Source organism: Pseudooceanicola atlanticus (assembly GCF_000768315.1).
GTDB lineage: Bacteria > Pseudomonadota > Alphaproteobacteria > Rhodobacterales > Rhodobacteraceae > Pseudooceanicola > Pseudooceanicola atlanticus.
In genome coordinates this window covers 119,913-135,405 of record NZ_AQQX01000002.1, presented here as the reverse complement: position 1 = coordinate 135,405, position 15,493 = coordinate 119,913, and the positions used below count along the sequence as shown (strand labels likewise).

Annotated in this window: 15 protein-coding genes and 1 tRNA gene; 7 read left to right on the top strand and 9 right to left on the bottom strand. The window is 65.1% G+C overall.

The genetic code is table 11. The features are described from left to right. The first annotated feature begins 1 nt into the window (after position 1). The 5 genes from ATO9_RS04785 (at position 2) to ATO9_RS04765 (ending at position 4,853) form a co-directional block, all read left to right on the top strand. Positions 2 to 709 (top strand): c-type cytochrome, encoded by a 708-nt coding sequence (locus ATO9_RS04785; RefSeq protein WP_043746051.1) that lies wholly within the window; start codon positions 2 to 4, stop codon positions 707 to 709. A 27-nt stretch (positions 710 to 736) separates the two neighbouring features. Next, positions 737 to 1,999 (top strand): FCSD flavin-binding domain-containing protein, encoded by a 1,263-nt coding sequence (locus ATO9_RS04780; RefSeq protein ID WP_043746048.1) that lies wholly within the window; start codon positions 737 to 739, stop codon positions 1,997 to 1,999. 80 nt (positions 2,000 to 2,079) lie between these two features. Next, positions 2,080 to 2,511: a hypothetical protein gene (locus tag ATO9_RS04775; protein WP_043746045.1), complete on the top strand. Its 432-nt coding sequence runs from the start codon at positions 2,080 to 2,082 to the stop codon at positions 2,509 to 2,511. Beyond that, entirely contained in the window at positions 2,508 to 3,737 is a 1,230-nt protein-coding gene (gene hemA, locus ATO9_RS04770) for a 5-aminolevulinate synthase (RefSeq protein WP_043746042.1), read from the top strand. The genes ATO9_RS04775 and hemA overlap by 4 nt, the downstream gene beginning before the upstream one ends. Positions 3,738 to 3,791: 54 nt before the next feature. After that, complete coding sequence (locus tag ATO9_RS04765; protein WP_043746038.1) at positions 3,792 to 4,853, top strand: YeeE/YedE family protein; 1,062 nt, start codon at positions 3,792 to 3,794, stop codon at positions 4,851 to 4,853. Between the two features lie 3 nt (positions 4,854 to 4,856). On the opposite strand, the gene ATO9_RS04760 is transcribed toward ATO9_RS04765, so the two are convergent. From ATO9_RS04760 to ATO9_RS04730, 7 genes are all read right to left on the bottom strand, one after another. Then, positions 4,857 to 5,765 carry an MBL fold metallo-hydrolase gene (locus ATO9_RS04760; RefSeq protein WP_043746034.1) on the bottom strand — a complete coding sequence of 303 codons (909 nt, stop codon included), beginning with the start codon at positions 5,763 to 5,765 and terminating at the stop codon, positions 4,857 to 4,859. 83 nt (positions 5,766 to 5,848) lie between these two features. Further along, the gene (locus tag ATO9_RS04755; RefSeq protein ID WP_043746031.1) at positions 5,849 to 7,300 is read right to left on the bottom strand and encodes a xylulokinase; all 1,452 of its coding nucleotides are present in this window, start codon (positions 7,298 to 7,300) and stop codon (positions 5,849 to 5,851) included. A 77-nt stretch (positions 7,301 to 7,377) separates the two neighbouring features. Then, positions 7,378 to 8,130, bottom strand: coding sequence for an ATP-binding cassette domain-containing protein (locus ATO9_RS04750; protein WP_043746029.1), 753 nt, complete (start codon positions 8,128 to 8,130; stop codon positions 7,378 to 7,380). A gap of 39 nt (positions 8,131 to 8,169) precedes the next feature. Beyond that, on the bottom strand, positions 8,170 to 9,120 hold the full coding sequence (locus ATO9_RS04745; protein ID WP_043746025.1) for a sugar ABC transporter substrate-binding protein: 951 nt from the start codon (positions 9,118 to 9,120) through the stop codon (positions 8,170 to 8,172). A gap of 22 nt (positions 9,121 to 9,142) precedes the next feature. Next, on the bottom strand, positions 9,143 to 10,090 hold the full coding sequence (locus tag ATO9_RS04740; RefSeq protein ID WP_043746022.1) for an ABC transporter permease: 948 nt from the start codon (positions 10,088 to 10,090) through the stop codon (positions 9,143 to 9,145). Positions 10,091 to 10,174: 84 nt separating this feature from the next. Beyond that, positions 10,175 to 10,681 (bottom strand): hypothetical protein, encoded by a 507-nt coding sequence (locus ATO9_RS04735; protein WP_043746019.1) that lies wholly within the window; start codon positions 10,679 to 10,681, stop codon positions 10,175 to 10,177. Next, the gene (locus tag ATO9_RS04730; protein WP_052418118.1) at positions 10,682 to 11,644 is read right to left on the bottom strand and encodes a nucleoside hydrolase; all 963 of its coding nucleotides are present in this window, start codon (positions 11,642 to 11,644) and stop codon (positions 10,682 to 10,684) included. 97 nt (positions 11,645 to 11,741) lie between these two features. On the opposite strand from ATO9_RS04730, the gene ATO9_RS04725 reads away from it, so the two are divergent. Then, on the top strand, positions 11,742 to 12,239 hold the full coding sequence (locus ATO9_RS04725) for a MarR family winged helix-turn-helix transcriptional regulator (protein ID WP_052418117.1): 498 nt from the start codon (positions 11,742 to 11,744) through the stop codon (positions 12,237 to 12,239). A gap of 28 nt (positions 12,240 to 12,267) precedes the next feature. On the opposite strand, the gene ATO9_RS04720 is transcribed toward ATO9_RS04725, so the two are convergent. Together ATO9_RS04720 and ATO9_RS23405 are read right to left on the bottom strand one after the other, a co-directional pair. After that, positions 12,268 to 12,341, bottom strand: a tRNA-Cys gene (locus ATO9_RS04720). 169 nt (positions 12,342 to 12,510) lie between these two features. Continuing rightward, a complete protein-coding gene (locus tag ATO9_RS23405) occupies positions 12,511 to 14,526 on the bottom strand; it encodes a vWA domain-containing protein (protein WP_052418116.1) in 2,016 nt (671 codons plus the stop codon). 299 nt (positions 14,527 to 14,825) lie between these two features. Here ATO9_RS23405 and ATO9_RS04710 point away from each other — a divergent pair, with 299 nt between their 5' ends. Further along, positions 14,826 to 15,479: a protein-L-isoaspartate O-methyltransferase family protein gene (locus tag ATO9_RS04710; RefSeq protein WP_043746015.1), complete on the top strand. Its 654-nt coding sequence runs from the start codon at positions 14,826 to 14,828 to the stop codon at positions 15,477 to 15,479. Positions 15,480 to 15,493 lie beyond the last annotated feature (14 nt).

Genomic DNA, 15,493 nt, shown 5'->3' with positions numbered 1-15,493 from the left:
GATGAGCGCACGGCCCTTCAGCGTTGCAATGCTCTGGGCCGTGCTCTGCGTGACCTCGGCCCGGGCGGAACCGATCGGGGATGCCGATGCCGGGGCCCGCGTGTTCGGCAAGTGCAAATCCTGCCACGAGATCGGGGCCGGGGCGGAAAACCGGGTCGGCCCCCATCTGAACATGCTGTTCGGGCGGTCTGCGGCCGGGATCGACGGGTTTCGCTATTCCGCCAGCCTGGAACGGGCGGGCACCAATGGCGTGGAATGGCATGCCGAAACGCTCGATGCCTATATCGAGAACCCGAAGGCCTTTGCCAGCGGCACGCGGATGAACTTCCGCGGCATCGGCGACCCCGCAGAGCGGGCCGACCTGATCGCGTTTTTACGGCGCTACTCGGACAACCCGGCGAACATCCCCGAGGCCGATCCGACCGCTGTCGGCATCGACCATGACGTGGACCCCGCGATCCTGGCGTTGGAGGGCGACCCGGATTACGGCGAATACCTGTCGGGCGAATGCACGACCTGCCACCAGTCGGACGGGGCGGACCGTGGGATCCCCTCGATCACCGGCTGGCCGGACGAGGATTTCGTGATCGCCATGCACGCCTACAAGGACAAGGTCCGCCCGCATCCCGTCATGCAGATGGTCGCGGGACGATTGGGAGACGAGGAGATCGCTGCGCTCGCGGCGTATTTCGCCAGCCTCGGAGAGTAGGCCGGCCATTTAAGGGAGGAGTTGACCATGAAATTGAACAGACGCCTGTTCCTGGGAACAGGGGCGGCCCTGACGGCGACATTATCCGCGCCGGCCGTCTTTGCCCAATCGAAGCCGCGTGTCGTCGTGATCGGTGGCGGGGCCGGTGGTGCCACGGCGGCCCGCTACATCGCCAAGGACAGCGACGGGGCCATCGACGTGACGCTGGTCGAACCCAGCCGGACCTATTTCACCTGCTTCTTCTCCAACCTCTATCTCGGCGGTTTCAAGGACCTGTCGGATATCGGCCATACCTACGGCAAACTGGCCTCGGATTACGGGATCAACGTGGTGCATGACTGGGCTGTGGATGTGGACCGCGACGCCCGCACCGTGATGTTGGCCGGCGGCGCGACCCTGTCCTACGACAAGCTGATCCTGTCGCCCGGTATCGACTTTGTCGACGGCGCGGTCCCGGGCTGGGACGTCACCGCGCAGAATGCGATGCCGCATGCCTACAAGGCCGGATCGCAATCGGAATTGCTGCGCGCCCAGATCGAGGCAATGCCCGAGGGCGGGACCTTCGCGATGATCGCGCCGCCCAACCCCTTTCGCTGCCCGCCCGGCCCCTACGAGAGGGTGTCGATGGTTGCGCACAAGCTGAAACAGATCAATCCGACGGCCAAGATCCTGGTGATCGACCCGAAGGCCAAGTTCTCCAAGCAGGGGCTGTTCGAAGAGGGGTGGACCAAGCATTACTCCGGCATGATCGAGCGGATCGGTCCGGATTTCGGCGGCGACAACGTGTCGGTCGATCCGGCGGCGATGACAGTCGATATCGACGGCAGTGTCGAGAGCGTGGATGTCTGCAACGTCATTCCCGCCATGAAGGCTGGACGCATCGCCGAGATCGCCGGAGTGACCGAGGGCAACTGGGCCCCGGTCAACGCAGCGGACATGAGCTCCAAGGCCGACCCGGATGTCTACGTGCTGGGGGATGCCAGCGCCCAGGGCGACATGCCGAAATCGGGCTTCTCGGCCAACAGCCAGGCCAAGGTCTGTGCCAATGCGGTGCGCGGGGCGCTGACCGGGTCCAAGGTGTTCCCGGCCCGGTTCTCCAACACCTGCTGGTCGCTGATCCACACCGACGACGGGGTCAAGGTGGGGGCCACTTACGAGGCCACGCCGGAAAAAATCGCCAAGGTCGACGGGTTCATCAGCCAGACCGGAGAGGATTCGGCCCTGCGCAAGGCAACCTACGAGGAATCCGAGGGCTGGTATGCCGGTATTACCGCCGACATGTTCGGCTAAGCAACGCAAAGGTTGCGCGGCACAGGTCGCGCAACCGGACAGGGCCCGAGGGGGCCCGCAATAGGACCGAAGGGGGGATCATGAAACATCTCGCAATCGCCGCGCTTCTGGCCGCGCTGCCGGTGGCCGGACAGGCCGAAGGGCCGGTAACCACGCAATATGACGGCACGTTCGACGACGCGACCTTTGCCGTCGAAAGCGCCATCGTCGGGCAGGGCCTCGTCATCGACCATGTGAGCCATGTCGGTGAAATGCTGGCCCGGACCGGCAGCGATGTCGGATCCTCGAAGGAGATCTTCAAGGCGGCGGACGTGTTCAGCTTCTGCTCGGCCGTGGTCTCGCGCGAGGTGATGGAGGCCGATCCGATGAACGTGGCCCATTGCCCCTATGGCATCTTCGTCGCCGAGACCGGCGAGGGCGTCTTCATTGGGCGCCGCGATTATCCCGCCGGCATCATGGACAAGGTCGAGGCGATGCTCGACTCGATCATCGAGGAGGCGGCGTTCCAATGACCTTTTCCTATGACGGTTACTTTCGCGAGGCGCTGGACGGGTTGCGCGACGAGGGCAATTACCGGGTCTTTGCCGATCTCGAACGCCATCGCGGAGATTTCCCCCATGCGACGCAGCGCGAGGGTGTCGCGGCCCGCGACGTGACGATCTGGTGTTCCAACGATTACCTCGGGATGGGGCAGCACCCGAAAGTTCTGGACGCAATGCAGCAGGCCCTGACCCGCTTTGGCGCCGGGGCCGGTGGCACGCGCAATATTTCCGGCACGACGCATGAGCATGTCCTGCTGGAGGCCGAACTGGCAGACCTGCACGGCAAGGAAGCGGCGTTGCTGTTCACTTCCGGCTACGTGTCCAACTGGGCGGCGCTTGGCACGCTGGCGGCGAAGGTGCCGGGGATGGTCGTGTTGTCGGACGCGCTGAACCATGCCTCGATGATCGAAGGTATCCGGCATTCGCGCGCCAAGTGCCTGGTCTGGAAACATAACGATCTTGAGGATCTGGAGGCCAAGCTGGCCGCGCTGCCGCCGGACACCCCCAAGATGATCGCCTTTGAAAGCGTCTATTCGATGGATGGCGACATCGCCCCGATCGCCGAGATCTGCGATCTGGCGGATCGCTACGGTGCGATGACCTATCTCGACGAGGTTCACGCCGTGGGGCTCTACGGTCCGCGTGGCGGTGGTATCGCCGAGCGCGAAGGCCTGATGGATCGTCTGACCGTGATCGAGGGCACGTTGGGCAAGGCCTTTGGCGTGGTTGGGGGCTACATCGCCGCCTCTGCCGACCTGTGCGATTTCATCCGCAGCTTTGCCAGCGGGTTCATCTTCACCACCGCGCTGCCTCCGGCGGTCGCGGCGGGGGCGCGGGCCTCCATCCGACATCTGAAGGACAGCAGGGCCGAGCGCGAGCGGCATCAAAGGATCGTCGCCGAGGTGCGGGAAAAGCTGGACGCTATCGGCATTCCGCATATCGACAATCCCAGCCACATCATCCCGGTGATGGTCGGTGACCCGGTCAAGTGCAAGTACATCTCGGACCTGCTGCTGCGTGATCACGGGATCTACATCCAGCCGATCAACTACCCGACCGTGCCCAAGGGGACAGAACGGCTGAGGATCACGCCGTCGCCGGTCCATGACGCGGGCGATGTCGCGGCGCTGGTGGAGGCGCTGTGCGATCTATGGTCCCAGTGCCAGCTGGCGCGACGCCCGATGGCCGCGCAATAGGCACCACTTGATCTGCCGCAAGGCAGTGCGTGGTGCGGGGTCTAGGGTGACGCCATGATCGAAGAGTTGATTGACAGATACGGGGACCCGGCGGTGCTGGCCCTTGCCGGGGCCGGGATCGGACTGGTCTTCGGGGCCGCGGCGCAGCGGTCGCAATTCTGCATGCGCGCCGCCACTGTCGAAATCGCCGAGGAACGCGCAGGCCCCCGCCTGGCCGTCTGGCTGATCGCCTTCTTTACCGCGCTGCTGGCCGTTCAGGGCGCCTCGGCCGCCGGTTGGATCGACCTTGGCGCGGCGCGGACACTGGCCGCCACCGGATCGCTGAGCGGTGCGGTGATTGGCGGGTTGATGTTTGGCGCCGGAATGATCCTTGCGCGGGGCTGTGCGGCGCGGCTGCTGGTGCTGGCGTCTTCGGGGAACCTGCGGGCTCTGGTCACCGGGCTGGTGGTCACGCTGGTCGCGCAATCGGCCTATCGGGGGGCGCTGTCGCCGGCGCGGGAATACCTTGCGGGTCTGTGGACCGTACCGGGCGGAGAGGGGCGGGACATTGCGGCGCTGCTGGGTGTATCGCCGATCGTCGTGACGGCGCTGGCCGCGGCGGGTGTCCTTGCGGCTATGGTCTTGGCGATGCTGCGTGGGCTGGGCCTGCGCTACATGCTGGGCGCGGCGCTTGTCGGGCTTGCCGTCGCGGGCGGATGGGCGGCGACCTACGCCATTGCCCAGGTGTCATTCGAGGTCGTGCCGCTGTCTTCCGTCACTTTCACCGGGCCGGCCACGGACACACTGATGGTGCTGGTCGCGCAGCGCGAGGTCGAGCTGTCCTTCGGGATCGGCCTCGTGCCGGGCGTCGCTGTCGGGGCCGCGCTTGCGGCCTGGATCGGCGGCGACTGGACCATTGAACGCTTCGGCCCGGAAGCCCCGATGGAGCGTTACCTTGTCGGCGCGGTCCTGATGGGGTTCGGGGCCATGCTCGCGGGCGGCTGTGCCGTCGGCGCGGGCATGTCGGGCGGGTCGGCCCTGTCGCTGACGGCCTGGATCGCCGTTTTCTGCATGTGGGTCGGCGCGGTGCTGACCTATCGTGTAACACAGATGGTCGGGGTGCACCGCGCCGCCTGATCCTCAGGCCGGGACGAAGCGATAGCCGTCGCCCGCCTTTTCGACCATCCCGATCCCGCCATCCGGCAGGTGGAACCCGAAAAGCGTCGTGCCGTCCGATGCCAGCCTGTCCAGCAGCGCGGACCGTGTCTGCGCCGCCAGCGCCATGTCCTGGTCCGATCCGCTTTCCCAACTGGGACGGGCAAAGGCGACGTGGTGGTTGGAAATCGCATCGCCCGAGACGAAGACCGCGTCGGAACCGTTGCGGATTTCAAAGGACATGTGGCCGGGCGTGTGTCCCGGTGTCAGTACGGCGGCGATGCCGGGCAGTATCTCGTCGCCGTCGTCGAAGAAATCGGTCGCGTCCTCGATCGCCTCCATCCGGCGCTTGGCTCCGACGGCAAAGGCAGCGCGTTCGGGACCGATCCGGTCGACGGTGTCCGGGTCCCACCAGTAATGCCATTCGCCACGCCCCATCAGGTGGGCGGCATTGGCAAAAAGCGGGTCGTCGAAATCGTCCAGCACGCCCCAGAGGTGATCGGGATGGGCATGGGTGAAGACGACATGGGTTATGTCTTCGGGCGCGACTCCGGCCGCGTCGAGGCTGTCGAGCAGTGTGCCTGCGGTCGGCATGAAAGTCGCGCCGGACCCCGCATCGAATAGCACCGTATTGGTGCCGTCCCGGTAGAGCGTGAGATTGCATTCCGGCGTCAGCGGCTGATCGGTCAGCCCGTAATCCGCGAGGATCGGGGCAAGCTCCACCTCGGGCATGGGGCCGAAGATGAAACTGGCGGGCAGGGTCAGGTGCCCGTCGCTGAGCGTGACAAGGCTTGCGTTGCCCAGCTTCAGCTCTGCCATCGCGATCCGGGGCAGGGTGGCAAGGCCAAGTGCCGCCCCCGCACCGCCAATGAAAGTCCTGCGCTTGAGGTCCATGTTCTCCTCCCATGTTCAAACATGTGCATGTTTGCATGAGTTGAGTCGGGGAACAATGCGGATTGGGCCGACACCGGCCAGGATCAGCCGTTTTGGCGGGCGAGTCTGTGGGACAGCGGACGGATCGCCTCGGTCGCGTCTCGGAAGACTTCGAAGCGGTCCGCATGATGGGCGCGCGTCTCGGGCGAGGGGCGATAGATCGTGCAGGCCCCGGGGGGCAGGGGCTGGTGGGCAGCGGCGGACCCGAGCGGCAGGCGAGAGGCCCCGAGCAGCCCGGTTTCGGCATTCTGCGGCACCATCACCGGCCGGTCGAGGATATCGGCCTTCAGCTGGCACAGCCCGGCATGTTGCGACAACCCGCCGGAAAAGCCGACATGATCGACCTGGCGGCCCGTCGCGTCTTCGGCCCGGGCCAGGATGTCGCGTGACAGGTAGGTCATCCCCTCGGCCACGGCGCGCAGCATGGCGTCGTTGTCGTCGGTCATCCCGAGGCCAAGGAACGCGCCGCGCAGGTCCGGGTCCCACCATGGGGTCCGTTCACCGTCCAGGAAGGGCAGGAAAAGCGGCGCAGGACCTGCGGTGGTCAGGGCCTTGTCCAGCGCGTCCTGCGGGGTGAGGCCGGGGTGGAATCGTTCGGCCGCCCAGATCAGACGGGATGCCGCCCCCTGGCTGGGGCCGCCCAATTGCCACAGGAACGGCCCCCATTCGACCGACAGCAGGCCCGGCGCCTCGGCCGGGCGGTCCGCGATCACGCCAAAGACATCGCTGGTGCCGGAGATGCTGTAGCCCGCACCGGGAACCAGCGCGCCGGAGCCGAGGACGCAGGTCCAGGTATCCAGCGATCCGCAATGAACGACGGCCCCCGCGACCCGGTCCAGCGGAGCGGGAAGGCCGGGGCGGACCTGTCCGACCGGCTCGAAGGGCGACAGCTCTTCCGGTAGCAAGGAGGGGTCAAGGTCTATCTGGTCCAGTCCCGACAGCCCCGCCGCGTGCAGCGGGCGGGTCATCGGCAATTGCGATATCCGGTCCGACACGGCGCGGCCGGTCAGGCGGAAGTTCAGGTAATCCTTGGGTTCGATGACCCGGGACAGGCGTTGCCAGTTTTCCGGCTCGTGCTCTTTCAGCCAGAGCAGGCGGGCCAGCGGGTCATAGGGGCTGAGCGCTATTGCGAGGGCCTGAAGCGGGGTGGGCGCGTCATGCCGCAGCCTGTCCAGCAAAGGGGCCGCACGCGCATCGGGAAAACCTATCGCGGGGCGGATCGACTGCCCGTCGGCATCCAGCAACACCTGCGTCCGGGTGAAACCGCAGCCCGCAACGGCTGTGATCGCGCTGAAATCGTTGCCGCGCGCGGCCAACTCCGCGCTGGCGGCGACGAAGCTCTCCCACCATTTCGCGTCGGGGTCGGCCTCGTGCCGGTCGCCCTGAACCGCGAAGCCCAGCGGTCTGCGGACCTGGTCGATGAAGGTGCCGTCCTGATCGACTATGGCCAGCCGCAGGCTGCTGCCGCCCAGATCATAGGCCAGGATATGCGGCATGGACGGGTCCTTGGTCTGTCAGAAATCCGCGCTCAGGGGACGCCCGGGCGCAGGCGATGTCAAGGCGCGGGGCGGCGTCAGTGGATGCGGTTCACTTCGCCGCTGAGGATGTAATGGGACAGGTTGTCGGCGGTCAGTTCGCCGCCCTCCAGGTCGATCTGGTTCTCGCCGGTGCGCAGGATGCTGATCCGGTCGGCCACGGCGGCCACGTCCTGCATCGCATGGCTGATCAGGATCACCGTCTTGCCTGCGGCCTTGAGCGACCGGACAAGTCCCAGCACCTGTTCGGTTTCCCGGACGCCAAGCGCGGCGGTCGGTTCGTCGAGGATCACGATATCCGCATTCCAGCGCAGCGCGCGGCAGATCGCGACCGCCTGACGCTGACCGCCGGACAGGTCGGTGACCTTGGCGTTCATGTCGGTGATCGAGGGGTTCAGCTGACCCATGTAGCCAAGCGCGTCCTTGCGCATCCGCGCCTTGTCCAGCAGGGGCAGGCCCAGCACCCGGCGGGTCAGTTCGGCACCCATGAAGATGTTCTGGTAGATGCTCATGTCAGCGGCGACCGCCAGATCCTGGTGGATCGTGGCGATGCCCGCCTGAAGCGAGGCCTGCGGGCTGTCAAAGCGCCGGGCCTCGCCATTGATGGTGATCTCGCCCTGGTCGGGCTGTTCGACGCCCGCCAGGATCTTGATGAAGGTGGATTTGCCCGCACCGTTATCGCCGCAGATCGCGTGGATTTCGCCCTCATGGACATCGACGCTGACCCCGCGAAGGGCCTCGACCGCGCCGTAATTCTTGACGATGTTCCGTGTCGATATCTTGACCGGCATGTTGTCCTCGCATGTGACGTTGGCGGTGCGGGCAGGCCCTTATTCGTTCAGGAACTCATCGACATTGGTCTTGTCGACAAGCGTCGCCGGGATGAACAGGTAGGGTCCGGGGACCAGGTCATCCTTGGGCGTGCCGTCGACCGCGATCTGCTTCATCATCGACACGGCTGAGGCTGCCATGTCCTCGAACGGGATCGCGACGGTGGCGGTCATCATGGAATAGGGGTCCTTGATGCGGCGGTAGACTTCCTGGCCGCCGTCGATGGAGACGAGGGACACGTCGCCTTTCTCCATACCGGCTTCTTTCAGCAGGTCGTCGATGATCAGGGCCTGACCGTCGAAGGAGGCCCAGACGGCATCGAAATTGCCGGCGTTCTGAAGGATCAGCGCGCTCATCCCGTTGCGGACGTCATCCTGCCAGCTTTTCGTGCGGGCCATCGAATGCTCGCCGACGATTTCCACCTGCGGGTTTTCGACAAGCACGGCATCGAGGATCGCGCCGCGGATGCGCGCGCCGGTGTTCGATTCAAACCGCTGGGCGAGGATGTTGCCCTCGAAGTTGATCGTGCCAAGCGTGTAGATCGCGGCCTCTGCGGCCATGATGTATTCGTTCGGGGTCACGTCGAACATGGTGTGGGGGCTGGCGCCCGAGGAAATGGTGATGACCGGGATGCCGGCCTCTTTCGCGGCCAGAAACTGCGCGTCGAACTGCACCGGCTTGGACATGCACAGGATCATCGCGTCCACGCCCTTCTGGATCAGGTTGTCCAGCTGCGAGGCATGGGTTTCCAGCGCGCCGTTGGAATTGAGGACCTGTGCCTCCCATCCCAGTTTCTCGGCCTCCGCGCCCACCGTATTGGCGCAGCGCGCCTGGGTTTCGGCGGACATCTGGAACGCCACGACGCCCAGTTCGAATGCGGCGGCCTGGCTGCCCGCAAAGGCAGCCCCCGCCAGGCTGGCCGCGGCCAGCACCGTCTTGATCGTCTTCATCGTCAACTCCCCTTCGTTTTGTTTACAGGGCGAAAGCCGCCCTCTTCAGAACAGACGCCGAGACGGCGACCGATAGGATGATGATGATACCCAGCATGATATCCTGGATGTAATATTGCGCGCCCAGCAGAACCAAGCCGTTGGACAGCATCACGATGATCAGCGAACCGACGAAGGTGCCCAGGATGTTGGGCTTGGCGGGCGTGAACATGGTCATGCCCAGCAGCGTCGCGGCGATTCCGTTCAGCAGGAAATCCCCGGCCATCTGCGGTGCGGCGGACGACAGGTTGGCGACCAGAAAAACGGCCGTGATCCCGGCGGCGAGGCCTGACAGGACCAACCCGATGATCTTGGCGCGGCGGGTGTCGATGCCCGACCGGCGCGCGGCCTCTTCGTTCTCGCCGGTGGCCTGGAGGTGGACGCCGGTACGGGTCTGGGTCGACAGCGTCAGCACGATCAGGAACAGGACCAGCGTGAACAGGATGATGACCGGGATCGGGCCCAGCTTGCCACGGCCCAGGAACAGGAAGTTCGGATCCCACCGGCCGACAAAGGCCACGCCGCCCGTGATCATGAAAGCCAGGCCATTGGCGATGGAGGCCGTTCCAAGCGTCGAGATCAGCGACGGCACCTTGGCCACCGTGACCAGCAATCCGTTCAGCAGACCGGCCAGGAACCCCGTTGCCACGCCCGCGGCCACGGCCAGGGGCCAGGCCACGTCGGTCGAAATCAGAAAGCCGATGACCACCGCGGCCAGGCTGCAGACATTGGCAAAGGCCAGGTCGAGCTCGGACGTGATCAGCGCGAAGGTGAAGCCGAAGGCCAGCATGGACAGAAAACTCACCTGTTTCAGCACGTTGAAGAGGTTGGCCGAAGACAGGAAGTTGTTGGCAAAGATCGACAGGAACACGAACAGGCCCAGCCCGGCCAGCGCGGTTCCGTACATCTCGATCACCTTGCGTGTACTCATGTCATGCGTCTCTTCTTCTTGCCGCACGGGACTGTGCGTCTCGGGCCTCTGTGTATCGGGCCCTTTCGTGTTGCGACGGGCGGATCATCCCAGGCATTCGGGCGGGCAGCCCTTGGTCCAGAACGGGTCGGTCGCGCGGGCCGTGTCGTGATCGCGATAGCCTGCGGGGGCGGGGCTGACATCGCCCCACCAGCCATGGGCGCAGACCGACCGCCAGGCCATCTGGTCCTCCAGCGTGCGTTCGGACGTGTCATGCACCGACTTCAGTGCCTGCCAGGATTGCCGCAGCGCCTGATCGGTCTCATCCGACGGCGCGGCGCAGTAATCGTAGAAAGCGCCGGTCATCGCCCGCATCTCGGTCGCGATTTCGGGCCAGGCTTCAGGGTCCAGGTGCCAGGCGCCCATCCAGTCCTCGACCACGGCCTGCACCGCACCGTCCCGGCCGAGATGCAGGAATTTCTGCATCGTCAGCAGCATGTGGCGGGTCAGTTCGGCAGCGGCATGGTCGCGCCGCGCCTGCTGCGCCGCCGCTTTCATGGCGTCGATCGACTGCTCTGCCGTGGCCGTGTAATCGTCGAGCATATGGGGCATTCAGAGCGCTTTCTTCGTTGGGGGTTGTGCAAGGTCCAGCGCGCGGACGGCCTCCGCCATCCGGGCGAACATCGCATCGGCGTCGATCCGATCGACGACATGGGCATTGGCCGGGGCGCCGCTGCGGCCCCACCAGTCGATCGTGGTGCGCCCGACGGTCGGGCCTTCGGTCACCTCGACATCGACACGGCAATCGCGCCCTTCGAAAAGGTCCGGCCAGAGCAGCCAGGCGATCACGCAAGGGTCGTGCATCGGGTGCCCGTCGGCGCCGCCAAGGGACGCGCCGCCGGGGCGTTCGCGTCTCAGCATCGACAGGATCTGCGCCTGAATCGGCGCCTTGGCGTCGAAGCCGGTCAACCGGTCCGGCGTGGCCACCGCCTGGTAGGTCGCCGACAAAGGAAACAACGTGATCGGAAGGCCCGCGTCAAAGACGATGGCCGCAGCGTGCGGATCGACGAAGGTGTTGAACTCTGCCGCCGCGGTGATGTTGCCCAGATCCCGCGCGCCGCCCATGATGACCAGCCGGTCGATCCGGTCGGCAATTGCGGGCTCCATCCGCAGTGCCATGGCGATATTGGTCAGCGGCCCGAGCGCGCAAAGCGTCACGGTCTCTGCCGACGTCATGATCGTATCGACCAGGAAGGAAACCGCATGTCCCGGGTTGGCCGCGCGGCGCGGGGCTGGCAGCGCCATCCCGGCCAAACCATCGGCTCCGCAGATGAACTCCGCCGTGTGCAGCGGGCGCATCAACGGCGCGGCACAGCCCGCATGAACCGCAACATCGTCGCGTCCGGCCAGTTGGCAAACGCGCAACGCGTTGATCGTCGTCTGCGCCACACCGACATTCCCGGCCACCGTCGTGATACCGGCAACCTCCACCCCCGGCTCAGCCGCGAGGGCGAGCAGGATAGCCAGGGCGTCGTCCTGCCCCGGATCGGTGTCGATGATGATACGGCGTCCCATGATGCGGACCCGACCCCCTGTTGGCGTCACGACGCTTGCGGCCGTGTTGATGATATCTTAGTTACTAAGATAATCAGATGTTAAGGGGAATCGGGCCATGTCTGTCAAGAACGAAGACTTGTCAGGCCCCTCTGCCGACCATCTGGCCCGTATCGAACAGCTGGAGCGTAAAATCCGGGCGGCCAACGCTCAGCGGACGCTCTATGGCGGTGTCCTGGCCAGCAAGTTGGGGATGCATCAGACTGATCTGGAATGCCTTTTCATCATCACGCTCGGGGACAAGGTGACGCCCGGCATGCTGGCGCAGGAAACCGGCCTGACCACGGGCGCGATCACCGGCGTCGTCGACCGGATCGAGCGGGCGGGTTATATCCGCCGGGTGCGCGACACCAATGATCGCCGTCGTGTATTCCTTGAGCCCGTCATGCACCGAATCGACGAGATCCGCGCCATCAACCGCCGCACCAACCGCGCCTGGATCGAAGAGCTTGGCCGCTATTCCGAAGCGGAACTGGAACTCCTACTCGATTTCGCCGACCGCAACTACGAAGCCGCCGTCAACGCAACGATCGCCCTGCGGCAAGAGGCGGACTGAAGCCGTTCAAGTTTCAATTGAATGATTGTGGAGGCGAGTACCGGAATCGAACCGGTGTACACGGATTTGCAATCCGCTGCGTCACCACTCCGCCAACTCGCCGCCTGTGGTGGTGGGCTTTTACGGTTTCGGGGGCGGTGGATCAAGGGCAATTCGTAGGGTGCGACCGGGCGGCAGGAGAGGGGGGTGACAGGCCTGCCACCTCTGCCATGGGACGGGGCACGGCCGCCCCGTTGGAGGGGGCGGCCTCAGGGTCAGGCGAGGGGGCCGGTCAGTTCAGCACGAGGTTGACCTCGCTCTCCTCGCCCGGGGTCAGGGAGATCGGGAAGTCGTAGGTCTCGCCGGCGTGGCGGACGCGGATCACGTAGTCGTCGGCCTTCAGCGTCAACAGCGGAGAGGCGCCGCCGTCGCGGGTTATTTCGGTCCGTTCACCCTCAAGGTTCGTGTCGGCTGACATCACCCAGTAGAAGAGGTCACCGGTCAGGGGCGCGCCGCCTTCTTCAAGCGCGGTGGTCACCTTGATCCGGGCGGAATTCTGGACCAGCGTGATGTCCTGCAGTTCGCCCGCGACCACCGTCAGGTCGTGCGAGATACGCGAGGCACCGTGGCGGGCGATGACATGGTAATCGCCGGCGGGCAGGCGGAACAACGGCTCGGCCCGACCCTCACGGGATACTTCCTTGCGGTTGCCCTGTAGGTCCGACTTGGCCTCGTAGACCCAGTAGAACGTGTCTTCGGCGATCGGCGCAGCGCCCTCGGCCATGACGGATTTCATCCGCACGTAGCCCACGTTCATGTCCATCACGCGATCCGTCAGGGTGTCGGGTTCGAGCGAGATATCCAGCGTGGAATAGGCGCTGCCGTGGCGGGCGACGATATGGTAATCGCCTGCGCTGAGCCGGAAAAGCGGGGTCGCGTTGCCGTCGCGGGCAGTTTCGGTGCGATTGCCCTGCAGGTCGATCTTCGCGTCGTAGACCCAGTAGAACTGGTTGTCGGTCAGCTCTTCTCCGCCCTCCGTCGCGACCGCCTTCAGGCGCAGGTAGGCGACGTCCATGTCGAAGGTGAACTCGGTCAGCTCGCCGGGCAGCACGATCAGCACCTCGGACTTGTAGGCGGCACCGTGACGGGCGGTGACGTAATATTCCCCGGCCGGCAGGCGGAAGAGCGGCGTGGCGTTGCCGTCGCGCGACACCTCTTCGCGGTTGCCCTGCAGGTCGGTCTTGTTCTCGTAGACCCAGTAAAACATGGAATCCTCGAGGTCCGTACCGCCCGGAGAGGCCTCTGCCTCGAGGCGCAGGAGACCGGCATTCAGGGTCAGCGTGGCCTCCGTCAGGGTGTTGGGTTCGATCGTGACGGCCTGTCCGGCAAAGGCGGCGCCGTACTGGACCTGGATGAAATACTCGCCGGCGGCCAGTTCGAAGATCGGCTGCGCCTTGCCGTCGCGGGCGATCTCCTTCCGCTTGCCGTTGATGTCCTGCTCGGCCTCGTAGAGCCGCCAGAACACGTCCTGGTCGAGGATATCGCAATCGGCACAGAGCCTGGCCAGCCCGCGCAGGCCCTGCGGTCCGGCGGGTTCGGGCTCTTCGGCAGGTTCGGGCTGGACGACGGGGGTGGGTTCGGGGGCCGGGGCAGGCTCCGCGATCCTTTGCACGGTCTGTTGCAGCGACTGGGTCAGCGCCGCAGCATCGCCGGCCAGGTAGAATTCGCCGCCGGTGTTTTCTGCCAGGCAGGACAACTGCCCGGCCTCACCTTCGGAGATGTCGAAGCCGATGACATGCGCGGTGAAATCCACCCCGTCCGCTTCCAGTGCGGCCCCCAGGGCGCAGGGATCGGCCTCGCAATTCTCAAGCCCGTCGGACAGCAGCACGACCGTTGCGGCTTCCTCGGTATATTTCAGCTGTTCGGCGGCCTGGCGTACGGCATCCGACAGGGGCGTCTTGCCCTTTGGGCTGATCTTGTTGACGGCGCTTTGGAAGGCCGCGGCATCCAGCTTGCCCGGCGGCAGGACCATTTCGATATCGGCGCAATCGCCCTTGGAGCGGTGCCCATAGGCCATGAGGCCCAGCGATTGCTCGGCGTCCCAGCCGTCCAGCATTCCGGCGATCTGTTCCCGGGCGATCTCGATCTTGGAGACACCGTCGATTTGCCCCCACATGCTGCCGGAAGCGTCGAGGACGAGGATCACGTTCTGTTTGGTGTCCTGCGCCTGTGCTGGCGCGAGGGTGGCGGTGAGGGCCAGGAATGTCAGGGCCATAGGGGCCAGAAGGCGTTGGATGAAATGCCGCATGTCGGGGCTCCTTTGATGCAAAGGCGTCGGGTGCAAAAATGTCGACTCGTGGACATGGTATAGCAGATCAATTCTATTCCCTAACGTCAGGCATTTCTGACCTTTTGGTCCCGTGATCCCGCAAAATGGCTTTTTCCGGGCTGTTTCAGCTGGTCATCGCGCCTTTGCCGGACGACAGATGGTGTGACCCTTGGGAGGCACAAGCGCCCGCCTTTTTCGCTGCGCCTTTACCAGCCGTTGCCGGTCTCGCGGTAATGTGGCAGAACGCACAAGACAGAGTCCGAACGAACGAGTGCAGTATGCCCGATTTCGCCGCCCGCCGTACCATGATGGTCGATGCGCAGATCCGACCCTCCGATGTCACGAAGTTCCCGATCATCGAAGCCATGCTGGCGGTCCCGCGCGAGATATTCGTGCCGGCCGAAAAGAAAGAAGCCGCCTATCTTGGCGAAAACGTCGATCTGGGTGGCGACCGCGTGTTGCTGGAACCCCGGACGCTGGCCAAGGCACTGGACGCGCTGGACATTCAGCCCGATGAGCTGGTTCTCGATATCGGTGCGGGCACCGGATATTCCGCCGCCGTCATGTCGCGCCTTGCCGAGGCCGTGATCGCCATAGAGGAAGACGAGTCGCTTCTGGCGGACGCGCAGGGCCCGTTGAGCGATATCGGCGCTGACAATGTCGTGTTGGAAAAGGGCGTCCTGACCGAAGGCGCGCCGCAGCACGGCCCCTATGACGTGATCCTGATCGAAGGCGCGGTCGAGGACCTGCCCGACGGCATCACCGAGCAATTGAAGAACGGCGGCCGGATCGCCGTGCTCTTTGTCGAGGGGCGCCTGGGCACGGTCCGGATAGGCTATTGCATCGACGGACAGATCAACTGGCGTTTTGCCTTCAATGCGGGGGCACCGGTTCTGCCGGGCTTCGAAAAGCAGCAGGCATTCGCACTCTAACAAAAGCAAAAGAA